Origin of the sequence: Shimia sp. R9_3, assembly GCF_017743755.1 — a bacterium.
GTDB lineage: Bacteria > Pseudomonadota > Alphaproteobacteria > Rhodobacterales > Rhodobacteraceae > Shimia.
On record NZ_JAGHRP010000004.1, the window covers coordinates 160,183 to 185,817 of the forward strand.

Annotated in this window: 22 protein-coding genes; 6 read left to right on the forward strand and 16 right to left on the reverse strand. The window is 60.4% G+C overall.

The window, feature by feature from the left end; all coding sequences use genetic code 11:
• The first annotated feature begins 19 nt into the window (after positions 1-19).
• Positions 20-862 (forward strand): 16S rRNA (adenine(1518)-N(6)/adenine(1519)-N(6))-dimethyltransferase RsmA, encoded by an 843-nt coding sequence (rsmA, locus tag J7412_RS12180; protein WP_209062593.1) that lies wholly within the window; start codon positions 20-22, stop codon positions 860-862.
• Here the strand turns inward: rsmA and J7412_RS12185 are convergent.
• The 4 genes from J7412_RS12185 to J7412_RS12200 are packed head-to-tail and all read right to left on the reverse strand — an operon-like array spanning position 846 to position 6,703.
• Entirely contained in the window at positions 846-1,667 is an 822-nt protein-coding gene (locus J7412_RS12185; RefSeq protein ID WP_209078896.1) for a UPF0280 family protein, read from the reverse strand. The two genes, rsmA and J7412_RS12185, sit on opposite strands and share 17 nt — an antisense overlap.
• Positions 1,664-3,130, reverse strand: a complete 1,467-nt coding sequence (locus J7412_RS12190) for a 6-hydroxynicotinate reductase (RefSeq protein ID WP_209078897.1) — start codon at positions 3,128-3,130, stop codon at positions 1,664-1,666. The genes J7412_RS12185 and J7412_RS12190 overlap by 4 nt, the downstream gene beginning before the upstream one ends.
• A 1-nt stretch (position 3,131) precedes the next feature.
• Positions 3,132-5,852: a molybdopterin cofactor-binding domain-containing protein gene (locus tag J7412_RS12195; protein ID WP_209078898.1), complete on the reverse strand. Its 2,721-nt coding sequence runs from the start codon at positions 5,850-5,852 to the stop codon at positions 3,132-3,134.
• Complete coding sequence (locus tag J7412_RS12200; RefSeq protein ID WP_209078899.1) at positions 5,840-6,703, reverse strand: FAD binding domain-containing protein; 864 nt, start codon at positions 6,701-6,703, stop codon at positions 5,840-5,842. The genes J7412_RS12195 and J7412_RS12200 overlap by 13 nt, the downstream gene beginning before the upstream one ends.
• Before the next feature lie 79 nt (positions 6,704-6,782).
• On the opposite strand from J7412_RS12200, the gene J7412_RS12205 reads away from it, so the two are divergent.
• Positions 6,783-7,298 carry a MarR family winged helix-turn-helix transcriptional regulator gene (locus J7412_RS12205; protein WP_348540497.1) on the forward strand — a complete coding sequence of 172 codons (516 nt, stop codon included), beginning with the start codon at positions 6,783-6,785 and terminating at the stop codon, positions 7,296-7,298.
• A 32-nt stretch (positions 7,299-7,330) separates the two neighbouring features.
• Here J7412_RS12205 and J7412_RS12210 read toward each other — a convergent pair whose 3' ends face one another.
• From J7412_RS12210 to J7412_RS12235, 6 genes are all read right to left on the reverse strand, one after another.
• Positions 7,331-8,026: an ABC transporter ATP-binding protein gene (locus tag J7412_RS12210; protein WP_209078900.1), complete on the reverse strand. Its 696-nt coding sequence runs from the start codon at positions 8,024-8,026 to the stop codon at positions 7,331-7,333.
• Positions 8,013-8,735: an ABC transporter ATP-binding protein gene (locus tag J7412_RS12215; protein WP_209078901.1), complete on the reverse strand. Its 723-nt coding sequence runs from the start codon at positions 8,733-8,735 to the stop codon at positions 8,013-8,015. The genes J7412_RS12210 and J7412_RS12215 overlap by 14 nt, the downstream gene beginning before the upstream one ends.
• Positions 8,732-9,679 (reverse strand): branched-chain amino acid ABC transporter permease, encoded by a 948-nt coding sequence (locus tag J7412_RS12220; protein WP_209078902.1) that lies wholly within the window; start codon positions 9,677-9,679, stop codon positions 8,732-8,734. Before J7412_RS12220 ends, J7412_RS12215 begins: the two co-directional genes overlap by 4 nt.
• Positions 9,676-10,602 (reverse strand): branched-chain amino acid ABC transporter permease, encoded by a 927-nt coding sequence (locus tag J7412_RS12225; protein WP_209078903.1) that lies wholly within the window; start codon positions 10,600-10,602, stop codon positions 9,676-9,678. Before J7412_RS12225 ends, J7412_RS12220 begins: the two co-directional genes overlap by 4 nt.
• Positions 10,603-10,668: 66 nt before the next feature.
• Positions 10,669-11,973: an ABC transporter substrate-binding protein gene (locus tag J7412_RS12230; protein ID WP_209062575.1), complete on the reverse strand. Its 1,305-nt coding sequence runs from the start codon at positions 11,971-11,973 to the stop codon at positions 10,669-10,671.
• A 107-nt stretch (positions 11,974-12,080) separates the two neighbouring features.
• Positions 12,081-13,520: a hypothetical protein gene (locus J7412_RS12235; RefSeq protein ID WP_247743908.1), complete on the reverse strand. Its 1,440-nt coding sequence runs from the start codon at positions 13,518-13,520 to the stop codon at positions 12,081-12,083.
• A 28-nt stretch (positions 13,521-13,548) separates the two neighbouring features.
• Here J7412_RS12235 and J7412_RS12240 point away from each other — a divergent pair, with 28 nt between their 5' ends.
• The 3 genes from J7412_RS12240 (at position 13,549) to J7412_RS12250 (ending at position 18,228) form a co-directional block, all read left to right on the forward strand.
• On the forward strand, positions 13,549-14,334 hold the full coding sequence (locus J7412_RS12240) for a copper chaperone PCu(A)C (RefSeq protein ID WP_209078904.1): 786 nt from the start codon (positions 13,549-13,551) through the stop codon (positions 14,332-14,334).
• 61 nt (positions 14,335-14,395) lie between these two features.
• Entirely contained in the window at positions 14,396-16,474 is a 2,079-nt protein-coding gene (locus J7412_RS12245; RefSeq protein WP_209078905.1) for a hydantoinase/oxoprolinase family protein, read from the forward strand.
• On the forward strand, positions 16,471-18,228 hold the full coding sequence (locus tag J7412_RS12250) for a hydantoinase B/oxoprolinase family protein (RefSeq protein ID WP_209078906.1): 1,758 nt from the start codon (positions 16,471-16,473) through the stop codon (positions 18,226-18,228). The genes J7412_RS12245 and J7412_RS12250 overlap by 4 nt, the downstream gene beginning before the upstream one ends.
• A gap of 37 nt (positions 18,229-18,265) precedes the next feature.
• Here J7412_RS12250 and J7412_RS12255 read toward each other — a convergent pair whose 3' ends face one another.
• Entirely contained in the window at positions 18,266-19,480 is a 1,215-nt protein-coding gene (locus J7412_RS12255; RefSeq protein ID WP_209078907.1) for an acyl-CoA dehydrogenase, read from the reverse strand.
• Positions 19,481-19,715: 235 nt separating this feature from the next.
• Here J7412_RS12255 and J7412_RS12260 point away from each other — a divergent pair, with 235 nt between their 5' ends.
• Positions 19,716-20,828, forward strand: coding sequence for a CaiB/BaiF CoA-transferase family protein (locus tag J7412_RS12260; RefSeq protein WP_209078908.1), 1,113 nt, complete (start codon positions 19,716-19,718; stop codon positions 20,826-20,828).
• A gap of 137 nt (positions 20,829-20,965) precedes the next feature.
• Here the strand turns inward: J7412_RS12260 and J7412_RS12265 are convergent, their stop codons facing one another.
• The 5 genes from J7412_RS12265 to J7412_RS12285 form a co-directional block, all read right to left on the reverse strand.
• Complete coding sequence (locus tag J7412_RS12265; protein ID WP_209078909.1) at positions 20,966-21,655, reverse strand: ABC transporter ATP-binding protein; 690 nt, start codon at positions 21,653-21,655, stop codon at positions 20,966-20,968.
• Entirely contained in the window at positions 21,652-22,407 is a 756-nt protein-coding gene (locus tag J7412_RS12270; RefSeq protein WP_209078910.1) for an ABC transporter ATP-binding protein, read from the reverse strand. The genes J7412_RS12265 and J7412_RS12270 overlap by 4 nt, the downstream gene beginning before the upstream one ends.
• Complete coding sequence (locus J7412_RS12275; protein WP_209062560.1) at positions 22,400-23,383, reverse strand: branched-chain amino acid ABC transporter permease; 984 nt, start codon at positions 23,381-23,383, stop codon at positions 22,400-22,402. The genes J7412_RS12270 and J7412_RS12275 overlap by 8 nt, the downstream gene beginning before the upstream one ends.
• A 1-nt stretch (position 23,384) precedes the next feature.
• Positions 23,385-24,302 (reverse strand): branched-chain amino acid ABC transporter permease, encoded by a 918-nt coding sequence (locus J7412_RS12280; RefSeq protein WP_209078911.1) that lies wholly within the window; start codon positions 24,300-24,302, stop codon positions 23,385-23,387.
• 142 nt (positions 24,303-24,444) lie between these two features.
• On the reverse strand, positions 24,445-25,578 hold the full coding sequence (locus tag J7412_RS12285) for an ABC transporter substrate-binding protein (protein WP_209078912.1): 1,134 nt from the start codon (positions 25,576-25,578) through the stop codon (positions 24,445-24,447).
• Positions 25,579-25,635 lie beyond the last annotated feature (57 nt).

The following is a 25,635-nucleotide window of genomic DNA, read 5'->3' on the forward strand; positions in this document are numbered from 1 at the left end:
GTAAGCCACAGGTAACACCATGAGCGCCATTGATGATCTTCCCCCGCTGCGTCAGGTGATCGACACCCATGGCCTCTCTGCCCGCAAGTCTCTGGGGCAGAACTTTCTGCTCGATCTCAACCTGACCGCCAAGATTGCCCGTCGCGCAGGCGATCTCACCGAATGTGACGTGTTGGAAATCGGCCCTGGCCCCGGCGGCCTGACCCGCGGCTTGCTCGCCGAAGGGGCACGTCGCGTGCTCGCCATCGAGAAAGACGACCGCTGCATCCCAGCGCTCGCAGAAATCGAAGCCGCCTACCCCGGCCAGCTCCAAGTCATCAACGGCGACGCGCTTGAAGTGGACCCGCTTGCCCATCTCACACCGCCGATCCGCGTGGCGGCCAACCTGCCCTATAACGTCGGCACAGAGCTTCTGGTGCGTTGGCTCACGCCAAAGGAATGGCCGCCGTTCTGGCAGAGCCTCACCCTGATGTTTCAGCGCGAAGTGGCCGAACGTATCACCGCGCAACCGGGTTCCAAAGCCTATGGCCGCCTTGCGATCCTCGCCCAATGGCGTGCCAACGCCAATATCGTGATGTCCCTGCCACCCGGCGCATTTTCCCCGCCACCCAAGGTGCATTCCGCTGTGGTCCATCTGACCGCTCTGGAAGAGCCGCGCTATCCCGCTGATGCCGCAACGCTGTCGCGCGTGGTCGCTGCCGCCTTCAACCAGCGCCGCAAGATGCTGCGCGCAGCCCTGAAAGGTCAGGCACCAGATATCGAGGACCGGCTCTTGGCCGCAGGCATCCAGCCCACCGAACGCGCCGAACAGGTTTCACTGGAGCAATTCTGCGCGCTTGCACGGGTTATGAAAGAAACTTGAGCCCACAACGCGCTTGCCCCTGCGCATAGAGATATACACCGGCCAGGGGCATCTTTTGTGACAGCTTTTCCGAGTATTGCACGCCGCGCAGCAAGGCCTGCTCGACATCTTCAGCAGGCATCGGCGCGACATCGACGGTCACCAGCCGCGCGCCCAAATCCGTATCCTCTCGCACCTCATTGGCAGGCGCTCTTTTGATCGCCGGATGCCCGGGCACATCCACGTGATTGGCAATCAAGGTTGCCGCCACATCCGCCTCTGCCGCCGTATGCGCCAGAACGGTCACCGCATCCGCAATGCCAAGGGACAGGCTGCGCCCTGACCAACCAGAGGTCGCCACGCCACGGATCGGGTCTTCCGCGTTCACTTTCACGCCTGCTGAGTTGCCAATCACCTTGGCGCGCAGGGTTTCCCCCTCCGTCAAAACCAGCGCCACATCGCCACCGTTGTTGACATAGGCCCGTGCCACACCGGGGACATTGGCGATGATATTGGCGATTTCATCTGCCACCGCACCGGCCACTGCCATCATTGGCGTGACAAAATCAGGCAACCCGACCCGCGCAGCCTTTTGCATTTTTTGGGCAATCTGCCCCTCAAAAACGATTTCCTGATCGGCCGATTGCCTCAGCCCCGGCAGCTCATCCACCAATTCCTGCAAAACCGTCTCAAACCGCTGCACCACCGCAACATAGGCCTCAGCGCGCCCGTCGCCCCAGATTTCAATAATCAGATCAATAGGCCCATGATGCAGATGCAAGCGCCGCCCGTCCGGCAACCACGCCACCTGTGGCATAACAGTCATTCACTGTCCTCACCTTTACCAAACACATGGCTGTCGCGCGCATAAGCGCCACCGCTTTGCAAAATATCCAGAACATCCCGCACCGAGTCAACATGCCCGCCAAGCGCCTCATATTCCTCCTTGGACACGGTAAACTCCAACGGCGCGACAATGGCTGGGGTTGGCACCATGCCAAAGGCCCCCTTGGGCGTTTGCGTCACATCCGCCATCAGCGTGATGCCGCCACCCGGCCAGACAAATGACTTCGCACCGCCCACGGTGACATCCGCGCGCCCGGCCTGAACAGCATCGGTCAGCTTCACCGGATTACGGGTCACGCCGGATCGCAACGAGCCACCGGCACCGCCCATGAACATCACCGTGCAAAGCGCGGGCTCGCAGTTCTCGGCGATCAAGGCCACCGACGGCTTCAACGCCTCCGGCATCGGCTTGGCCTGCGGTTCCAATTCCGCGTCGAGCTCAAAATAAGCCGCATGCTCCCCGGTGGTTGACACCATCAACAGGCTCAACCCCTCCCGCGCGCCTTTCTTTTCAAGCCACGGGCCAAGGATCGACAGCGGATCATCAATATTGGTGCCGCCCCAGCCCAGCCCCGGCTCTGCCACCTGAAAATAACGCCCCGGCGTGCTGCGCCGTCCTTTGATGCGAATGCCCGTATCCGGCCAGCCAAGCACTTTGCCCGCCTGATGCTCGCTTACAACGCCGGTGATGTGGTCATCCACCACCACCACCTCGTCAACCAGCCCCTGCCACTGACTGGCAAACATGCCAATGGTGGCCGACCCGCAGCCCACCCGCATCCGCGCTTCTTGCTGCCCGTCCACAATCGGGGCAACACCGGCCTCCACCACCACTTCCGCACCGCCATCAACGGTCAGAGTCACCGCCTCACGGTTCAGCAGCCGTAACAGCACATCACAGGTCACGCGCCCTTCCAACTTGCTGCCGCCGGTCAGGTGATCAACCCCGCCAAGGCTCATCATCTGAGAGCCATATTCACTGGTGATCATCAGCCCGACAGCTTCCCCCTGGTGGCGGATCACCGCGCCCTCATGTCCAAGATGCCGATCCGTGTCGATTTTTACCTTAACGCCGCAATAGGAGAAGATCGCCTCCGTCACCACGGTCACAAAATCCGCGCCATCCACCTCGCGGCTCGCCAGAAACGGCGCGGGTTTATAGTCCGGATAGGTGGTGCCTGCGCCCACGGCCGTCACAAACAGATCATCGGTCGACAGCCCGTCGTGCCAGTCGCGCCCCAGAAACGGACGAACCTCTCCGCCATGTTCCAGCGTGCGGTCCAGCACCGTCAGCGGGTCACAGCGAACGATCTCACCGCCCTGGTTTGCATAGCGGTCACAGGCTCCGATTTTGCCTTCACCGATATAGCACATCACCGGGCAAGCATCACAGCGGATCTTCTCCTCCCGCATACGTGTCTCTTTGCCCGATGTCGTGTTCATCTCACCCAGACCTCTTTTTTGCTGCTTTGATCGCCGCCAAAACCCGATCTGGCCGCGCAGGCAACTGCCTCAACCGCGCCCCGCAACCATCTGTGATTGCGTTCAAAATGGCGGGTGCAGTTGGAATGAGAACATGCTCACCAAGTCCTTTGGCTCCCATCGGTCCTTCCGGATCCGGCATCTCAATCAGATGCGATACAACCTCCGGCATGTCGCCGATTGTCGGGATCAAATAGTCATGCAGGTTCTCGGTGCGCCCCGGCACAAACTCTTCCATCAGGGCCATGCCAAGGCCTTGTGCGATGCCCCCCTCAATCTGCCCCTCTGCGAGCAGCGGGTTGATCACCCGACCCAAATCATGCGCGGCGGTGATCTTTAGCACCTTCACCGTGCCAAGCGCCAGATCAACCTCCACCTCAGCCAACTGCGCTCCGTAACCATAAACCGCATAGGGCACACCCTGCCCGTTTTCATCCAATGCTTCGGTGGGCGGATCATAAGTCTCCTCCGCCATCAATACATAGCCCTCAGGCCCCGCAGGCAACGCGCTCAGATCTATCCCTCGCGTCGCTCCGGCCTCAGAAATGCGCAATTGGCCTCCTTGCAAGGAAATCCGCGCATCCGGCCCCATGTTGGCCATCTGCAATATCTGCGCCCGCAAGCTTTGCCCCGCCAAAAGCGCAGCTTTGCCGCTTACCACTGTTTGCCGGCTGGCCGAAGTCTTGCCGCAATCCGGTGTGACGCCCGTATCCGCATCCAGCACCTCAAGCTGATGCACCGGCAGGCCCACCGCATCCGCAGCAATCTGCGCGATCACCGTATTGGCCCCCTGTCCAATATCCATCGCGCCTTGATGCAGACAAATCCGCCCGTCCGCTGTGATCCCCATCCGCATGGTCGAAGGGTTCGGCAGAGCTGTATTTCCGCAGCCATACCAGCAACTGGCCACCCCGATCCCGCGCGCCTTGCCACTGTTTTGCGCATTAAAGCCCGCTACTGCGATTTGCGCCGCATCCCAGCGCGGCTGCAGCGCCTCAAGACAAGCGCCAATCCCAACGCCCTGCACTGTTTGCCCACAAACAGTCTCTGCAGACTCACTCAGAGCGTTTTTACGCCGGATCGCCAACCGATCCATGCCAACTTTACCCGCCAATTCATCCAGCAGGGTTTCCTGCAGTACCGCCGCCTGCGGCACACCAAAGCCGCGAAAGGCGCCTGCCACCGGCCCATTGGTATGGATCGCCCGCGCCTCGGCGGCATAGTTGGGCACCGCATAAGGCCCGCTGGCGTGCACCGGCACGCGAACCGCCACCGTCGGTCCCCAACTCGCGTAGGCTCCGGTGTCAAAATCACCGTCAAAGAGCATTCCTGTCAGCTGCCCATCCGCATCTGCGGCCAGCGTTGCGGTCATCTGCGCCGGATGCCTTTTGGTGGAGGCCAGCATACTTTCCGCACGTCCATAGACCATCACGCTGGGCCGCCCTGTCAGCAATGTCACCAGCCCGATCAGTGGCTGCACAGACAGATCCAATTTCGCACCAAACCCGCCACCCGTCGCGGCTGGCCGGATGCGCAGCTTGTCCTGCGGCAGCCCCAACACTGCCGCCGTTTCATCGCGATCCAAAACGGGCGCTTGCGTGCAGGCCCGGATATTGAGCACATCGCCCTCCATCCACGCCGCCCCGGCCTCCGGCTCGATATAGGCGTGCTCAACATGCCCTGTGGTGAACTGGCCTGACACCACATACTCAGCTTTGGAAACCGCATCCGCAGCCTGACCTCGACGCACCACACCTGCGATCAAAAGATTGTCCGCACGGCTCGCGTGCAGTTGCCTTACATCACTTGCGCGCGCCGAAGCCACATCCAGCACCGCAGCCTCCGGCTGCCATTCAATCGGGGCCTGCGCCAGATCAAGAGCAAGGACCACCTCCCGCGCCCCCGCCACCAGTGCCACAGGCTCTGCGGCCAGACGCACATGCCCGTCCGCCAAGGCAGGCTGATCCACAAAGGCCGGGATGACCCCCGTCACATTGCGCCCGGGCACATCCGCCGCCGTGAAAACCTCAACGCCATGCACCGCGGCCCAGCCTTTCAGATCTCCGAACACAAATCGCGCCGCCGCATGGGGGCTGCGAATGGCTCTGACCCAAAGCGCGCCCTCTGGCAGCACATCCGCTCCAAAAGCCTCTGTTCCCAAGACCTTAGGCACCCCATCCAGGCGTTCAACCCGTGCACCCACCGAGGCCGCCGCATCCGGTTCAGGGCCCGCACCGCTGCCGCTTGCATCCAGCACCGCATCAATGATCTTTGCATAGCCGGTGCAGCGGCAAAGCACCCCACCAAGCGCCGCTTCAACCGCCGCCCGATCAGGTTTTTGCTCTCGCCGCAGAAGTGCTTCAGCCGCCATCACCATGCCCGGCGTGCAAATCCCGCATTGCGCAGCTCCGTGTCGCAAAAATGCCCGCTGCAGGGCACTTGGCCCCGAATCAGACAGCCCTTCGATGGTTTCAATGTGACGCCCCTGTGCTTGCGCCACAGGTGTCAAGCAAGCGCAAGTCGCAGCTCCATCCAGCAACACGGTACAGGCGCCGCAATCTCCGCCATCACAGCCCACTTTGGTGCCCGTCAGCCCCAAATCATGACGCAACACATCTGAAAGCCGCCGCCCCGGCGCGGCAGCCACTTCATGATGTGTTCCGTTCACCTTCAGATGGAACATCCCGCAGCCTCCGCTGCGGACCGCAGGGCGCGCCGCACAAGCTCGGGAACCGCCTCGAAGCGGTACTCCGCACTGCCCCGCACATCTGAAATCGGACTTAGAGCCGCGCTGATCTGCGCTTCCCCGACCACGTCCTCAATATCATCAACCACCACCCCGATCAGCGCGGTCTCCAACGCGCTCAAGCGCGCAGCCACTGGGCTGCAGGCCCCCACGGCAACCGCTGCGCCGGTCACTTGTCCGTCGCTCACCTCCAAACACGCGGCCACCATCGCGATGGAAATCACCAAATGGCTGCGGCTGCCAAGTTTCTCAAACGCGCTGTGACCGGAGATGCTCCCCTCCGGCACCAACAAAGCGCTCACAATTTCATCGTTTTCCCGCGCAGTCTGGCGCGGGCCGGTCACAAAATCACGCAAAGCAACCCGGCGGATACCACCGGGCCTCAGCAATTCGACCTCCGCATCCAAGGCAAGCAACGGCGGCACGCCATCCGCCGCAGGTGAGGCGTTGCAGATGTTGCCAACCAAGGTGCCTGCGTTCTGCACCTGTATGCCGCCAACCTGCCGTGCGGCCTGCTTCAGCATGTCAAATGCCGGCGGCAAAGAGGCCGCCACAAGATCGCTCCACGTGGCTGCAGCACCGATCCGCCAACCTTTGGCAACCTTTTGAATACCTTGAAGTTCCGAAAGCGCCGTCACATCCAGCACCACATCGCCAGACCCACTGCCCAGCTCTTGGGCCTCCGTCGCCGCAAAGAGATCCGTACACCCCGCCGCAATGATCACCCTCTCGGCCTCAAGCAGCGCGAGCGCATCTTTCAACTTGTCGGGGCGGTGATAAATCCCCATGCTGTCCTCTCAGCCCTTAGGGCGCATTGCTCAAAATCTTGTTGGTATACAAACGGATTTTGCGGCAGGATCTGCGCCTGTGTCAACAAATCCCAGCCATCGCGCCCTCTTGCGCGACCGCAGTCAGGCCCAGCACATGCCCCCGATGGACACGTCTCAGCCCCCAATTCCACCGCACACAGCGGCAGAGCGTTATGATCTGGACGATCAGGTTGGCTTTCTTTTGCGGCGCGCGACACAGCGCCATCTCGCGATCTTCGCCGAAAATATCACCGATCTGACCCCCACACAGTTTGCCGCTTTGGCCAAACTCTGCGCGCTTGGAGCGGTGTCGCAAAACGCCTTGGGCCGCGCCACCGCCATGGATGCTGCCACCATCAAAGGCGTGGTGGACCGTCTGCGCAACAAATCTCTGGTGGCCAGCGCGCCCGACTCCGAAGACCAGCGCCGCGTCCTGCTGAAACCGACCGCCGAGGGCTGGGCACTTTATGAAGAGCTTGCCGCCGCCGCCGAACAAATCACCAAAGACACGCTTGCCCCGCTGAATGAGGCCGAACAGACGATCTTCGCTCTGCTCCTGAAAAAACTTATCTGAGTGTTTGGCACCTACGCCGTCATACCGCATCGTCAGACACCCAGATGACGGGCAAGTATGCTCGGGTCATCACGCATCTCTGCTCCAGAGACCACACCGCGCATCCGTCCGTTTTCAAGCAACGCCGCACGATCTGCGAGCGCTAAAATCGCCTCGACCCTCTGCTCGACCAAAACCACGGCAACGCCTTGATCTCTCATGGTTTCTGTCACGTCGCGAATGGCCGCAATCATGGAAGGCTGCAGCCCTTCTGTCGGCTCATCAAGCAAAACCACCTTGGGCCGCAAACTCAGCGCCCGCGCCATGGCGAGCATCTGCTGCTCCCCACCGCTCAACGTGTTCGCACGCTGAGAAAAGCGCTCTCTAAGCCTCGGAAAAAGTTGCAAAACCTCTTCCAAAACGCCCTCGTTATCCGGCTTGGAAAATCGCCCCACTTCGAGGTTCTGCCCAACCGTCAGTTCCCCAAACAATCGCCGCCCCTGCGGCACATAGCCGACGCCACAACGCGGAACCTGATGCGCGGGCAGTGCGGAGAGCGTTTCCGCCTCCAGCCGCACCTGCCCGCCCATCAGCGGCAGCAGCCCCATAATGGCTTTCATTGTGGTGGTCTTGCCTGCACCGTTACGGCCCAAAAGACATGTGATTTCACCGGCTTGCGCCTCGAATGACACCTGCCGAAGCACCTGCGCACGACCATAACCTGCATCCACCGCCTCAAGCTTCAGCATTTTCGCCTCCGAGATAGGCGCCCTGCACCGCCGCACTGGCTTGAATCTCTTCTGGGGTGCCTTCAAAAAGCACCTGACCGGCATTCAAAACTGTCACAAAATCAGCAACTTGCATCACCACATCCATGTTGTGTTCAATCAGAAGCACGGTTGTGGTTGCCCGCAATTCTCCGATCAAACGGTTGAACGCCGCAACTTCTCCATCCGCCAGGCCCTGCGTTGGCTCATCCAGGATCAACAGCTTTGGCGCCTGCGCCAACCCCATCGCGATCTCCAGCAACCGCTGATGGCCATAGCTCAAATCGCCAGCATCCTCTGACGCGCGATCCAACAGGCCCACACGGCTCAACGCGGCTTCTACTTTGCGGTCTGCCTCAGCTGCCGAAGCAAACACCCGGCGCGCGCCCAATGCGACATTCTCCCAGACCGGCAGGTTCGGAAAAATCGAAGTGATCTGAAATGTATAGGCCATTCCCATCGCAATCCGTTTGTGAGCAGAGAGCGCCGTAAAATCCTGCCCATCAAAGGAAATTTCCCCGCCGCTGCTCTGCAAACGGCCAGACAGAAGGCCCACCAAAGTGGTCTTGCCCGCCCCATTTGGCCCAATCAACGCGCGCACCTGACCATGCGGAATATCCAAGCTTACATCGTCAACGGCCAGCAAGCCATTGAATTGCTTGGAAAGCCCCTTCGCAACAAGCAAACTCATGGCAACCACCTCCAGAACCGGTTGCGGATCTCTCCCATCAACCCTTGCGGGGCAAACAGCGTCAGACAGACCAGCACCACCCCGGCGATCAGCATGTAAGCCGTGGTAATGCCGGAGCTTAAGTCTATGAGGTAAAACATAAATACCGTCCCCACCAAGGGGCCGAGCGCGGTTCCAGCGCCACCAAGAAGCACCCACAGCAGCGGGAAAATGGAGTATTGCACCGAGGCAAAACTCGCCCCGACGTAGCCGAACAGCAGCCCATAGGCCGCGCCCGAAAGCGCAGACAAAGTCGCTGACAGCACCACCGCCATCAGTTTGTAGCGCATCACGTCATAGCCCAGCATCATCGCGCGTTCTTCGTTTTCCCGGATCGCGATCAAAACGCGGCCAAACCGCGATCTCAGCACAGCCAGCAGCGCCAGAAAAGCCACGGCGAATACGGCAAAGGCGGCAAAATACCGGTTGCTCGGATCAGACAGATCAAAGCCCAACAACATGCGGTCCGCCTGCTGGATCACAAATCCTTCGTCTCCGCGCGTGTAGGCCCCAAAGTAGAGCACCGTCAGGTATCCGGCCTGCGCAAACATCAATGTCACAATCATGAAGGCCACGCCTTCGGTGCGCAGCGCCAACGCGCCGATGACCGCGCCGACCGTGGCCCCTGCCAACACACCAAGCAGCAAAGCGCCCCCGGCGCTTAGCCCAAGCTGGGTCATGCCAAGCCCCATGCCATAGAGCCCCGCCGCAAAGAAAAGTGCATGCCCTAGGCTCAGCAACCCTGTGTAGCCAAACAACAAATTGTAACCGATGGCATAGGTCGCAAGCACCATGATCCGCGCGAGATTGCCATGGTGATAGGCTGGCAGCACGAATTGCAGAACCAAAAGGATTGCCAGAACACCTCCATGCAACCCTAAGATTTTCCTCACTTCTGATGTCATGCGCGGCTGGCTCCGAAAAGACCCTGCGGGCGGAACACCAGCACCAGCGCCACCAGAACCGTGGCCATGATTTTGGCCAGCGTGGGTGAGAAGAACACCGAAATGATCCCGTCGGACAGACCAATCAACAGCGCGGCCAGCACAGTTCCCGGCAGGCTACCCAAACCGCCGATGATCACCACGATGAAGCTCAGCAGCAGCGGATCGCCCCCCATCAGGTAGTGGGCCTGCTGGATCGGCACGATCAACACAGCCGCCAACGCCGCAAGACCTGCCCCCAGACCAAAGACCAGCGCATAGACGCGCTCAACCGGAATGCCAAAGGCCAATGCCATTTCCCGATCCTGCTCGGTCGCTCGCATCATCAGACCAAGCTTGCTGCGCGTCATCAACAGCCAGAGCGCGGCCAACACGCCCGCCGCCGCACCAATCACCGCAAGTTTGTAGCTCGTAATGCTCAACCCCCAGGGCCAATAAAGGCTGAGCCCCGTGTCCGTCATCTCCACCCAGGGCAAGGCCAACCGCGTGTTAAACGGCGGCGTAACCGGCCGCGCATCCGGGCCGTAAGTCATCAGCGTAACTTGCTGCAAAATATAGAGAATCCCGATGGTGGCAACGATGGTGCGCTCTGGATCATAGGACAGGCGCTTCAACACCGTGACATCCGCCAAAGCGGCCAAAACACCTACCATTACCGGCACAATCAACAGCGCCAGAGCAAACCCAGGCGCGGCATAGCCATCCAGCCAGCTTGTCACCCACCAGGCCAGCACCGCGCCCAGCATGAAAAACTCACCATGCGCCACATTCACCACGCGCATCAGGCCAAACACTAGCGCCAAGCCGCTCGCGGTCAGCGCCAACACCGCCGCTGTCACCGCGCCTTCCAGCGTGGCGAGCATCAAATAAGGTCCAAAATCCATTGCCGCTCCTGCCGCATCCTATACGAAGGGTGCGCCAAACCCTTGGCGCACCACAACTTTTCTCAATCAGAGCGGTTGTGTGGTGTAGTCCACTTCGTCCGGATAATACGTATCCTCAATGGAGGTCGTGTGCACCAGAAGCAGTTTTCCGTCAGTCACCTTGGTGATGTACTGATGGCCAAACACCTGGTGCGTCTTGCCGTTGAACACCTTCGCGCCTTGTGGATGCGCATTGGAATGCGGCATGTCGGTCATCGCCTCGACAGCTTCAATCAGCTTGGCGCGATCAGCGGTGCTTTGATAGCCTGCCGCTTCCATACCCGCCTTGACCACATGCAAGGTCTCCCAGCAGCCAAACATATGCGCATAGGTGGACACATCCTTGGGATCACTCACCGAGGCCCCATTGGCATCCACCCCAACCCGCTCGCGGAAGAAGGCGTCATAAGAGGATTGATCCGCCTGCGCATAGCGTGGATTGCCCTCCCAGAAATAGGTGCCTTCAAGGAACTCTAGCCCCGGGCTGCCAATGTCTACCGCTTCAAGACTGTCGATAAATCCAAATATTTCAGGCCGTTGCGGACCAAAGAACTCACCAAGCTCTTTCACAAATGTCAACACAGCCGGGCCAACCATCACGTGGTAGATCACCTCGGTGTCGCGCGGGATCTTGGGGAAGTACTTGGTGAAAGAGGTCTCTGTGGGCGGAATGGCAATATGCTCCAGCACCTCACCACCCTGTGCTTCAATCGCGGCGGTGAAGAAATCCCGGTGGTCATGACCAAAGGCAAAATCCGGGAAGATCATCGTGACCTTCTTGCCAAGGTTGCTGGCCACAAACGGCGCCATCGCCTGCACCTGGCTTTTTACATCGGTGATGCCGGGTTGCAGTGTGTAGCGGTTGAGCATGCCGCTCGCCACATGATGGCCTTCGCTGACCACAAAATACGGCAGTTTCAGCTCACCCGCGCGCGGCGCGGAGCCGATCACCACATGGGAAAACAGCGTGCCAAAGCCAATATCGCAATTGTGCTGATTGGCAAATTTTTCAACCACTTCGGCGCCACGCTTCGGGTCGGTGCCATCGTCTTCCGCGATGATCTCAACGGGGCGGCCATTGATCCCGCCCTGCTCGTTGATCAGCGCCGCTGCCGCTTGTGTGGTGCGGTCATACCAGCGCCCGTAGGCCGCGCCGATGCCGGTTCGGTGGACTTGAAACCCAATCTTGATCGGCTCCGCACTCTGCGCGCCTGCATAGCGCGCCCACATCGGCAAAGCCGCCGCCGCGGTCCCGCCAAGCGCCAGAGTTTTGAGCGCGCCGCGCCGGGTTGTCTGTTGTGAATTAGGCGTAATCGTCTTCGATTTGGTCATCTTGTGTCCCCCTGTGTTCACATGGTTTTGTGACCGTAAATATCGCAATCAGAATGCTTGTTAGAGTGCAAACGATTGGCGGTTGTGTCTAGAGGGCGCGGTTTGTGTCAGAAGCCGCGAGGTGATGCAAGCAGCCAAAGTCCAAAAAACGTGCAGAAAATCATAAAGATAGCGACCGGCACTTGCGTAAGGGCGGCACGCGTTTCAACGTGGCACAGCGCCACCGCATGGGCCAGCAGCAGTGCCACCACATGCCCAATCACCACACTTCCGGCCTGACAGAGCCACAAGACACGCACGCTGTCTTGGGTGTTGAAAAAACCGGTGGAGACATAAAATGTGCCAAGTCCCAAGAGGTCCTGCCCCCGCGCCCAGGGATCGGTCGCCGCTGCCAGCGCATATTGCGCCTGCACCAGAAAGCTCGTGAAGTAATGTGCCACGTGATAGCCCAATGCGATCGGCAAAACCGTTGGCGCAAAGAGGCAAAGCGCACGGCGCAACGGCATCTGTGAGCGCCCCACCCGCAAGCCCAGCCAAAGCGCCAAGGCGAACAGCGCCACAACGGCCAGATTGGTCAGCGCGAGCCCAATAAGCGTTTGCCAGATCACCGCAGACCGCCCCGGAAACTCCAGTGGATTGAGGCCCAGCTGATCCAGCCACCAAAAAGTCTCGTTTAACCCGTCAAAAATGCCGCTGCCCAATATCAGCAGGCACAGCACCGCCACGCCAAAGGGCACCGACCGTAGGCTAATCAGCTGCCAACCGTTCAGCCCCAGCCGCAAATGCGCGCCACGCCGGGCAAAAAGGCCAACCTTGCCATAAAGCCCCAGCATCATGCTCGCGCCATCTGCGCGGTGACCCCAACGCGGGCCAAAGAGGATCAGGCCGAGGAATGTCACCGCCCAATAGGCCGCCACCACCCGCGCCAGCCGCGCCGGATCAGTGGGCGCCGGATCCGCCAGAACAAAGCCCACCAGCGCCAGAAACACGCCAACCCCAACCCAGTGGCCAAGCCAGCTTGGATACCTCAACCTGAAGGAGCGCCCAAACAGCGCTTGAAAACACCAAACCGCCCCGCGCCACGGGTTCACCCAGCGCCAGAGGTTCCCAAAGAGCCCCTGCAACGTCACAAAGGCGATCCACCACAATGTCCAGACCGTCAAAGGCAACGGATTTGCCAGCGGATCTCTTGGCCCCTCAAGCCCAATATAGATCAGCCAGAAGAGAAACAGCGCGGACAATAAACTGCTGAGATGATGCGGCCTAACCGGCAACATCCGCAGATTTGGAGCGTGACACAACCTTATGTTTTTAAAAGACAAAGAAACAAAACTTTCCGGCAAAACCAACAGCATCGCTACCGTCAGCGCAACGGCCAACACGCCTGAAGCGATATAGATGTCCGTGGGCAGCAACAGCACAAATCCACCTTCCGCTGTGTGGGCAACCGCGCCACCCGCGCACAGCAGGTTGATCACAAACGCAAGGGAAGCCTTTGCAGCGATCCCTTTGAAGCTTAGAATGGCAGGCAGATTTTTCTGGAGCATGGGCGGATAATACTGAGGGGCCTTTGGGATGAAAGCGCGAAAACCACTGGGGCTTCTCCTCATCGCTCTCTGTGTCTCTGGCGCCGCTTGGACGCTGATGCGCCCTGCAGGCTCAAACGACGTGCTGCTCACCAATGCCACCGCCGCCCCGCTTGTTGACGAAGACAAAGCGGTCGCCGTCTTCCTCAAAATTGCCAACAATGGCCATCCCGACCGTCTGCTTTCTGTCTCAGCCCCCGACGCTGAGGAAGCCATATTCAGCGGTCTGGACACCCGGCGCGCGATCCCTGCTGACTCGGCGGTTTCACTGGCGGCTGATGGGATGTTTGTCCACCTCAAAGGCGTGTCAGGTGCTTTGAGCGACGGGCGCACCCTGCCCGTTTCCCTCACCTTTGAGAACGCAGGCACACTCAACACCCGCGCCCGCATCGTCGCACCGCGCGCCACCGGCGAAGCGCCCGATTTTGGCCTCTTTGGCATCGGCGACATCTGCCGCGTCGGAGAAGGCGAACCTGCGCCGGAAATCACCCTTTCAGCCACCCAGAACGGTGATCAATGGGTGGTGCAGGTGCTGTCACAGGACTTCGAGTTCACGCCGCATCTCGTGGACGGACCCCATGTTCCCGGCACCGGGCATGGTCACATCTACCTCAACGGCATGAAACTTGGTCGGCTGTATGAGCCAAGCACCACCATCGGCGCGCTGCCTCCCGGAGAGCACGACATCCGCGTGACCCTCTCCACCAACGACCACAGGGCGTATGTGGCCGGAGAGCAACCCATCAGCGCAGCGATTCGTATTCTGGCCGATTGACAGCGGCCAGCCGCGCCCTCCATCATTTGTATGCAAATGAATTTGCCGTGGAGGACACGTTATGCCCGAATCTGCTCCGGAGCCGATCCAAACGCCCAAAGCGGCGGTGGCCGGCATTGATGTAGGCGGCACATTCACCGATCTGGTAGCGCTGGATGCGCACGGGCGCCTGCAGCTCGCCAAAGTGCCCAGCACCCGCGCCAATCAGGCGGAGGGCGTGCTCAACACCCTGGCCGTGGGCGGATGCAACCCCGCCGATCTTTCCCTGATCGTGCATGGCACCACCACAACGACCAATGCCGTTCTGGAGCGCCAACTGGCCCGCACCGGGCTGATCACCACCATGGGCTTTCGCGATATTCTAGAGCTGGGCCGACGTACCCGCCCGCAAGCCTATGGGATGCACGGCACCTTCTCTCCCTTGATCCCACGGGATCTGCGCCTGGAAGTGCCGGAACGCATGGACAGCAGCGGCCAAGTTCTGACCCCCCTGGACAAAGCCGCCGTGCGCGAGGCGGCCAAAACGCTTCTGGATGCGGGGTGTGAGACCATTGTGGTGCATTTCCTGCACGCCTACGCCAACCCCGCGCACGAGCTTGAGGCCATCGCCGAAATCCAGTCCCTCTGGCCCAACCGCTACATCACCGCAGGCCACCAGCTTCTTTCGGAGAACCGCGAATATGAGCGCGGTGTCACCGCCGCCGTGAATGCCTCCGTGCAGCCTTTGCTCGATCGTTATGTGCAAAGGCTCGCCGCCACCCTTGCCCAGAAAGGCTATCCCGGCGAGCTGCTTGTGATGAATGGCAACGGCGGCATGGTCAGCGCGGCCCATGTGGCCAAGGAGGCAGCCAAAACCGTGATGTCCGGTCCCGCGTCCGGTGTCATGGCCGCCGCCTACACTGCGCGCCGGGCGGGAATCGCCAATGTCATCACCTATGATATGGGCGGCACCTCCACCGATGTCGCCCTGATCCGCGACACCACGCCTTCGGTCTCAAATGAGATCGACGTGGAATACGGCATGCCCATCCATGTGCCCATGGTTGATGTGCGCACCGTCGGCGCGGGCGGCGGCTCCATTGCCAAGATCAACAGCGGCGGCTTGCTTGACATCGGCCCGCAAAGCGCTGGCGCGACACCGGGGCCGATCTGCTACGGGCTGGGCGGCACCGCCCCAACCATCTCTGACGCCAACATGCTGCTTGGCCGGCTAAACCCATCAGGCCTCAGCACCATCACCGGAGAGGCCCAACGCGCAACGGTCGAAGACATCTTTGAAACCAAGATCGCCTCTGCGCTGGGCTGCAGCGTCACTCAGGCCGCCGCTGCCGTGATCCAGGTTGCCAACACCAAAATGGCCGGAGCCATCCGCATGGTCTCGCTGTCACTGGGCACCGACCCCCGCGATTTTGCGCTCTTTGCCTTTGGCGGCGCCGGGCCGCTGCACGCCTGCGCGCTTGCGCGCGAACTCAATATCCCCCGCGTGCTTGTGCCTGCGCGCCCCGGGTTGACCAACGCGCTCGGATGCGTCGTCGCTGACCTGCGTCATGATTTTGTACAAACAATCAACACGCCTCTCAAAGATCTGCAGCCCAACGAAATCTCCGAGATCCTCACCGCGCAAACATCACGCGGCAAGCGCTTGATTTCAGGTGAAAACCTGCCTGTCACTGACATTGACACGCTATATTCACTGGATATGCAGTTTGTCGGCCAAACCCACCTGCTTCGCGTGCCCCTGTCCAGCCCCTATATCGCGCAGGACGCCCTGCAGACGCTCTTTGAGAAAGCCTATCACGACCGTTTTCATGTCGCCTTGAAAGACATCCACGCCGCCGTGGTGAACGTCAACTGCTCTGTGATCGGACGCCGCGAAACGCTGGATCTCAGCCTGCTCTTTGACCCCGCCAAACGCCAACCCACGCTGCAGGCCGCCCAAACCGGCACCCGCGATGTGTTCTTTGAGGACAAGTGGCACACAACACCCGTTTATGAGCGGGATGCCCTTCCCACCTCCTTCACCCTCGCCGGTCCGGCGGTGATTGAACAGCTCGACACCACCGTCCTCATCCAGCCCGGCGACCAAGCCACACCAGATGAAGACGGCAATCTGATCATCACCATCGGGAGCGCATCATGACCGTTGATCCGATCACCCTGACCGTCATCCAGGCCGGGCTTCAGCAGGTTTGCGACGAGATGGATCTCAGCTTTTCCCGCGCAGCCTTCTCCCCTGTGATTGCCGAGGCCAACGACCGCTCTGATGGCATCTATGCCGCCACCGACGGGGCGCTGATTGCACAGGGCAACGCAGGGCTGCCGGTCTTTGTCGGCACCATGCAGTATTCAACCCGCACACTGGTTGAGATGATTGCCGCAGGCGACGTGGCTGCCCCCGAGCCCGGCGACATCTACATCGTGAACGATCCCTATCTGGGCGGCACGCATCTGATGGACGTGCGCTTTGCCACGCCGCTTTTCCGCGACGGAGAGATCTTCTGCTGGCTGTCCAACACCGGCCATTGGCCCGACACGGGTGGCGCGGTCCCCGGCGGGTTTTCCGCCTCTGCCACCGCTGTGGAACAAGAAGGCCTGCGCCTGCCCCCCGTGAAACTCTTCAAACAGGGCGTCTTGGATCAGGAGATCTTTTCGATCATCAAATCCAATATCCGCGTGGCCGATCAGCGCATTGGCGACGTACAGGCACAGGCCGCCGCCCTGCTCGTGGGTCAGGACCGCCTGTGCACGCTTCTGGACCGCTATGGGGATGCGCAGGTAGCAACCGCCATCAAAGAGCTGCGCGCCCGTGCCGAGACCCAGATGCGCAGCTGCCTTGATGAGATTGCGCCGGGCCATTACCGCGCCACCGCCTATGTCGACAGCGACGGCGTGGTGAACACCCCGCTTGAAATCGCGCTTTCGGTCACCCGCAACGCCGCTGGTCTGACCTTTGACTTCAACGGCAGCAGCGCCCCCTGTATGGGGCCGATGAACTCCGTACGCGCCACCACGCTCAGCGCGGTCTATCTCGCCATGCGCCATATCTTCCCCGAAGTCCCCATGAACGCCGGAGCTTTTGCGCCTTTCACGGTCACCGGCATCGAGGACACCTTTCTGGATGCCCATTACCCGCGCCCGGTCTCAGGCTGCGCCGCCGAAGTCTCCCAACGCATCGCCGAAGCGGTGTTTGCCGCGCTTGTGCCAGCCTTGCCCGACCGCGTCACCGCCGCGCCCGCTGGCACCAGCGGCAATTTTGCGCTGGGCGGGCATGATCCCGAAAAGGGGCGCGACTATGTGATGTATCAGATTTCCGGCGGCGGATATGGCGGCAATGCGGACCATGACGGGCTGGCCAACGGCTGCTCCACCATCGGCATCTCCAAAGCGCCGCCCATTGAAATCATGGAACAGGCCTACCCTGTGCTCTATCACCGCTATGCCCTGCATGAAGGCTCCGGTGGCGCGGGCACGCAACGGGGCGGCTTTGGGCTTGATTATGAAATCGAGCTGCGCCGCGGCCATGCCAAGGCAAGCTTCGTGATGGATCACGGGCGCTTTGGCCCGCAAGGCGCGCTTGGTGGCTGTGACGGCGGTATCAATCGCGTCACTGTCTGGCAGGATGGCGTGGCCTACACGCCTGAGCATCTGTCCAAAGAACAGGACATCCCGCTTGCGCCCGGAGATCGGGTGCATGTGCAAACCCCCGGTGGTGGTGGCTACGGCGACCCGCTGGCGCGGGACCCGGCGCTTGTCGTCGAAGACGTGCGACTTGGCCGCTATAACCCGCCTCAGGCGCGGGAGCTCTTTGGCGTGATGATCAACGCCGCCACCGGGGATGATAATGCCGAATGCACAGAGACCCTCCGTGCAAAAATGCGCGCCACCCGTGAGTGACGCGCATCAAATTCATGCAGCAATGCGCTGATTAAAATCAGAAAAATGCCTGCAACCCTGTCTGCGCCCGACCAAGGATCAGCGCATGCACATCATGCGTGCCTTCATAGGTGTTCACGGTCTCAAGGTTCACCATGTGACGGATCACGCCAAACTCAAGGCTGATGCCGTTGCCACCGTGCATATCCCGCGACATCCGCGCAATATCCAGCGCCTTGCCACAGTTGTTGCGCTTGATCATAGAGATCATTTCCGGTGCGGCCTCCGCCTCATCCATCAGACGCCCAACGCGCAGCGCCGCCTGCAAGCCCAGCGAAATCTCAGTCTGCATATTTGCGAGCTTCAATTGGAAGAGCTGAGTCTGTGCGAGTGGTTTGTTGAACTGCTTGCGGTCCAGACCATATTGGCGTGCCGCATGCCAGCAATACTCTGCCGCGCCCATCGCGCCCCAGGCAATGCCGTACCGCGCGCGATTGAGACAGCCAAACGGCCCTTTAAGACCTTCCACATTCGGCAGCAAGGCGTCCTCGGAGACCTCAACATTGTCCAGAACAATCTCACCGGTGATCGAGGCCCGCAGGCTGGCCTTATGCATGATTTTTGGCGCGCTCAGGCCCTTGGTGCCCTTATCCAGCACAAATCCGCGGATCTTACCACCATGCGCCTCAGATTTGGCCCAGACCACAAACACATCTGCGATTGGCGCGTTGGAGATCCACATCTTGGAGCCGTGCAGCACGTAACCACCGTCAGTTTTCTTCGCGGTGGTTTTCATGCCCGCAGGGTCAGAGCCCGCATCCGGCTCGGTCAGGCCAAAACACCCGATCCATTCGCCAGACGCCAGCTTCGGCAGATACTTCTGGCGCTGCTCTTCACTGCCGTAGGCATAGATCGGATACATCACCAGCGAGCTTTGCACCGACATCATCGACCGGTAGCCGCTGTCCACGCGCTCAACCTCACGCGCCACCAGACCGTAGGTCACATAGCTGGAGCCGATCCCGCCGTATTCTTCTGGAATGGTGGTGCCCAAAAGGCCCATCGCGCCCATCTCTGCAAAAATCGCCGGATCGGTTTCTTCATTCTCAAAAGCCGTGGTGACACGTGGCGCCAGCTTCTCTTCGCAATACGCCCGCGCAGCATCACGTACCATGCGCTCATCTTCCAGAAGCTGATTCTCGATCAGAAACGGATCTTCCCAGTTGAATGATCCCAGTTCCGGTTTGGACTGCGGTGCCAGATCTTTGGCCATGTGATCTCCTTCCTCGCGCCCTTCAGTGGACGTCCATGAGTGCCTATGTTGCGGCCCACAATGCGCCGCACTGTCCCAAGGTCAAGGCGATGGCGCATAAAGGCCGCGACGTCGCGAAATTAGCCGCGCCTTCCCTTGCCAGTCTTTTTGCGCATTGTAAGGTCGCGACACCATTTGCGCTGCGGTGATATTTCGCAGACTATCACGGAATGGCCCCGAACGATAAAGGCTCCCCATGACCCCACTACACGGTCTCAAAGTTGTTGAACTTGCCCGTATTCTCGCTGGTCCCTGGATCGGGCAATCCCTTGCCGATCTTGGCGCTGAGGTGATTAAAGTCGAGGCCCCTCAGGGGGATGACACCCGCACCTGGGGCCGGCCCTTCATCGAACGGGACGGTGACAAAACCGCTGCTTATTTCTATGCCGCCAACCGGGGCAAAACCTCCGTCGTTGCCGATTTCCGCACCGAGGAAGGCCGCGCGCAGGTGCTGGAGCTGATCAAAGACGCCGACATTCTGATCGAGAATTTCAAAGTCGGCGGTCTGCAGAAATACAGGTTGGACTACGACAGCCTCGCCAAAATCAATCCGCGCCTGATCTATTGCTCCATCACAGGCTTTGGCCAAACCGGCCCCTATGCTGCCCGCGCCGGCTATGATTTCATGATCCAAGGCATGTCCGGCCTGATGTCGATCACCGGAGAGCCGGAGCGCCAGCCGCAAAAGGTCGGCGTTGCGGTCACAGATGTGGTCACCGGGCTTTACGGCACCATCGGCATTCTCGCCGCCGTGGAGCAGCGCCACACCACCGGACGCGGCCAGCACATCGACATGTCCCTTCTGGATTGTGCCACCGCGCTGCTGGCCAATCAGGCCATGAATTACCTTGCCACCGGCGAAAGCCCCACGCGCAAGGGCAACGCCCACCCCAATATCGCACCTTATCAGGTGGTGCCCACATCAGACGGCCACATCATCATCGCCGTGGGCAATGACGGGCAGTTTCAGCGCCTCTGTGGTGTGCTCAGCCGTGGCGATCTTGGCGACAATCCCGCCTATGCCACCAACCAGCTGCGGGTCGCGAACCGTGACGCGCTCACCGCTGAAATCGAGACCGAAACATCCAAATGGTCCGCTGCCGATCTGCTCGCGGCACTTGAGGCCGCCACCGTGCCCGCAGGCCCGATCAACGCGGTGGCCGATACGCTCAATGATCCCCAGATCCAAGCGCGCGGCATGGTGATTGAGGCCGATGGCGTCAAAGGTGTGCGCGGCCCCTGGACCTTCTCAGATGCGGAACTCGCGCTGGACAAATCCGCGCCCAAGCTTCCAAAAGCGAAACCCTAGGCGGAGCCTCAAAATCTGACTCAGCCGGTCTCGACCCTCCCTTGAGAGGCGAAGCCGACCAGCCCCCGACCCTCCCCCAGGGAGGGGGCTGGTCTATGGGGCTCATTTCAGGCGTTGCAAATTTGTTGGACGAAATTTTAGACGCCCAAATAGCGGTCCGTCTCTTCTGGTCCCAAATCTGAGAACCCACCACTCCAGACCGTGCGCCCTTTTTCAAGGATCACCGCGCGGTCTGCCACCTGCCCCAGCTCACGCAGCGACTTGTCGATCGCAATGATCGCCATGCCGGTTTCCGCCTTGAGCTTGGCAATCGCCGCCCAGATTTCCTGTCGGATCACCGGCGCAAGCCCTTCGGTGGCCTCATCCAGAATGAGCAGCTTGGGGTTAGTCATCAAAGCGCGCCCGATGGCCAGCATCTGCTGTTCGCCGCCAGACAGAGACGCGGCGAGCTGATCGCGCCGTTCTTCCAGTCGCGGAAACAGCGCGCAGACCGCGGCAAAATCCCAAGCACCCTTGCGCGCAGCGGCGATCAGGTTCTCATGCACCGACAAATTTGCAAAACAGCGCCGCCCCTCCGGCACCAAGCTGATGCCGAGCCGCGCCGCCTTATGTGACGGCAAGGCGCCGATGTCCTGATCCGCGAAACTAACCTGCCCGGCGGAATGCGCCAGCATCCGGCAGATCACTTTCACCGTGGTGCTTTTGCCCATGCCATTGCGCCCCATCAGCGCAATCACCTCGCCTTCACCCACATCAAGTGACACATCAAACAGCGCCTGACTTGGCCCGTAAAAGGCCGCGATATTCTGCACAGTCAAAAGGTTCATGCTGGCACCTCATCCCCCAGATAGGCGCGCCGGATTTCCGGGTTCACCTTGATCTCTTCCGGCGTGCCTGTGGCAATAATCTCCCCGTAAACCAACACGCTGATCCGATCTGCAAGCGCAAAAACTGCATCCATATCATGCTCAATCAGCAGGATCGGCGCGGCCTTTCGCAACTCGGTCAGCAGCGCAATCATCTGCTGCGCCCCTTCCAGCCCCAGCCCCGCCATTGGCTCATCCATCAAAAACACCTTTGGTTTCAGCGTCAGCGCAACAGCCACCTCCAACTGCCGCCGCTGCCCGTGGCTCAGGTCCGCCGTGCGCGTGCTGGCAAAGTCAGACAAGCCGACCTGCGCCAGCGCCTCATGGGCCGCTGCCAGCAGGGATTCGTCTTTCATCACGGGCGCGAAAAACCGCATCACGGTGCCACGCTGCCCCAGCGCGCCAAGCACCACATTTTGCAAAACCGTGTGCTCCATCGCCAACGCGCTGATCTGAAACGTCCGCCCCAGCCCGAGCTGCGCCCTCTGCGCTGGACCAAGCCCGTTCAGAGCTGTCCCTTCCAGCGCGACCGCACCGCTGTCAGAGGCCAAATGCCCCGTGATCTGCTGGATCAACGTGGATTTCCCCGCGCCGTTCGGGCCGATCAGCGCGTGAATCTCGCCTTTGCGCAAATCCAGCGACACATCATTTGTGGCCTTCAAGGCTCCGAAACTTTTGAAAAGCCGCTCCGTGCGCAGCACCACATCAGTCATGTGCTTTCTCCCGACCCGCAATCGCGCCAATCACGCCGCCTTTGGCAAAGAGCACGATGCCAAGCAGAAGCGCTCCCAGATAGACATGCCAGAACTCTGACAGCCCGCCTAAGGTATGCTCCAGCAAGATAAACACCATCGCGCCGATCACCGGGCCAAACAGACGACCCACCCCGCCAATGATGATGAAAATCATGATCTCACCAGACATCTGCCAGCTCAGCATCGTCGGGCTGACAAAGCGGTTCAGGTCGGCAAACAGCGCCCCCGCCAATCCGGTGATCGCCCCGGAAATCACAAAAGCCACCAGCCGCAGACGGTAAGGCACCATGCCCACTGACAGCACCCGCGTCTCATTCTGCCGCGCCGCGCTCAACGCCAGCCCGAAGGCTGAATTCTGCACAAGCCACATCAGCACCAGCACCGCACACAGCACCGCGAAACACAGACCAAAGAACTGGATCGGATCCAGCGTATTCAGCCCCGGAAACCCGTTACGCACATAGATCGACAGCCCGTCCTCGCCGCCATAGGCAGGCCAGCTGATCGCGAAGTAATAGATCATCTGCCCAAAGGCCAAGGTGATCATGATGAAATACACGCCGGAGGTGCGCAGGCTCAGCGCCCCGATGGCCAGCGCCGCAAGCGCGCTTGCAACCACCGCCACCAGCCAGATCACCGGCATGGATTTTGTGCCCTCAATCAGGAAGGGCCATTCCGCCAACGGCGCATAGGCCTGCGCATGGCTTGCCAATATGCCCATGGCGTAGCCGCCGATCCCAAAAAACGCCGCATGGCCAAGGCTCACCAGCCCGCCAAGCCCGAGCGCAAGGTTCAACCCCACACCTGCCAGCGCAAAGATCGCCGCGCGTGTCGCCAGCGTGATGATAAACGGCTCATCCGCCACATAAGCCCACAGCGGCACACCCGCCAAAACGGCCAAAGCAGCGAGGTTTGTCCAGGTCTCTCGCGTCATCTCATGCCACCCCGTAAAGTCCGCGCGGGCGGAAGATCAAAACACCGGCCATCAGGATGTAAATCAGCATCGAGGCCAAAGCTGAACCAACAGACACCGCCGCCGAGGGCTCCAAGATCAGGGCAAATATCTGCGGCAGCAAAAAGCGCCCCAATGTGTCGGTCAACCCCACCAGCAAAGCGCCCACAAAGGCCCCTTTGATCGAGCCGATGCCGCCAATCACGATCACCACAAAGGCCAGGATCAGCACAGGCTCGCCCATGCCCACCTGCACCGACTGGATCGCGCCCACAAGCGCGCCGGCAAAGCCCGCCAAAGCCGCACCAAGAGCAAAAACAAAGGTGTAAAGCTTGGCAATATCCACCCCAAGTGCGGCGATCATCTCCCGATCCGCCTCACCTGCGCGAATGCGAATGCCCACCCGCGTGCGGTTGATCAGGGCAAACATGCCCACCGCCACGGCCAGTCCCACCAGAATGATGGTCAAACGGTAGGCCGGATACTGAATGCCACCGGGCAAGGTGACCGGCCCTGAAAGCGCCGCAGGCACATCCAGAAACAGCGGGAACGAGCCAAATAGCCAGCGCGTGCCTTCCGAGAAAATCAGGATCAGCGCAAAGGTCGCCAAAACCTGATCCAGATGGTCCCGATCATAAAGCCGCCGGATAATCGTCAGCTCGATCAGCGCCCCCGCCAGTGCGGCCGCCGCCAGCGAAGCCATGAGCGCGAGCAGAAACGATCCTGTCGCCGCCGCCACCGCTGCCGCCGCAAAAGCCCCGATCATATAAAGCGAGCCATGCGCCAGATTGATCAGCCCCATGACGCCAAAAACCAGCGTCAAACCGGCGCTCATCAGAAACAGCATCACGCCAAACTGAAGCCCGTTCAGCAGCTGTTCTATGAATAGAAGAGTTGTCATTGCCCCACCCCGCGCCGGTCCTAAGCGCAGCTCTGCCCATGGCATAAAGTCATACCTATCAGAAAGTTACCCACCAAAGCGCATCCATTGCCTGCGCTTGGAACATCATTGGGGAAGGCCCGCGAGCCTTCCCCAAGGTCTCTTACATCTTACACTCGGCCGCATAGGCATCGGCATGATCGGACAGGCCGGTCGCGATGATCTTATTGGTGAACACATCCCCCTCTTTGATCACTTCGCGCACATAAATGTCCTGGATCGGATGGTGGTTGTCGCCAAAGGCAAAATCCCCGCGCACGGAGTCGAACTCCGCCGCTTTCAGCGCCGCCCGGAAGGCATCCGCATCCGCCACATCCGCTTTGCCCATGGCCGAGATCAGCAGGTTTGCCGTGTCAAAGCCCTGGCTTGCATAAAGCGATGGCAGACGGCCATATTCCGCCTGGAAGGTCTCCACAAAGGCCGCGTTGGCCGCATTGTCGATGTCCTTGTTCCACTGGCTGGTGTTTTTCACACCCAATGCCGCGTCACCCACCGCTTGCAGAATGCCCTGATCAAAGCTGAAGGCCGGACCGACCAGCGGCAGATCCACGCCGCTCGCGGCATATTGCTTCAGGAAGGAAATCCCCATGCCGCCGGGCAGGAAGAAATACACGCTGTCCGCGCCGCTCGCCCGGATCTGCGCAATCTCTGCCGCATAATCCGTCTGGCCCAGCTTGGTGTAGAGCTCACTTGCCAGCTCCCCGCCAAACATGCGTTTGTAGCCCGTGAGCGCGTCTTTGCCCGCCGGATAGTTCGGCGCAAGGATGAAGCTGTTTTTCAGGCCCGCATCATTGGCATAGGCCCCGGCTGCCTCATGCAGGTTGTCATTCTGCCAAGCCACATTGAAGTAGTTCGGATGACAGCCCTTGCCCGCCAATGGGGATGGGCCCGCGTTTGGCGAGAGGTAGAATTTGCCCTGCGCCGTTGCGGCTGGCACCACGGCCATGGCGAGGTTGGACCAGATAATCCCGGTCAGCACATCGACCTTTTCCGACTGGATCATCTTGTCGGCCAGCTGCACCGCCACATCCGGCTTGCGCTGGTCATCCTCGATGACAACCTCCAGATCATCCCGCCCGGCCTGCTTGACCGCCAGCATAAATCCGTCGCGCACATCAATACCAAGCCCGGCACCGCCACCGGACAAAGTGGTGATCATCCCAACCTTCACATCTGCCTGCGCCATGGCGCCCAAAAGGGCCGTCGACGCGGCCAAAACCGCCGTCCTTAAAAACATCGCTTCGCTCCCTATCGCTTTTTATCCTGTTACCAAACCTTGAGCGCTCAGCCCCCT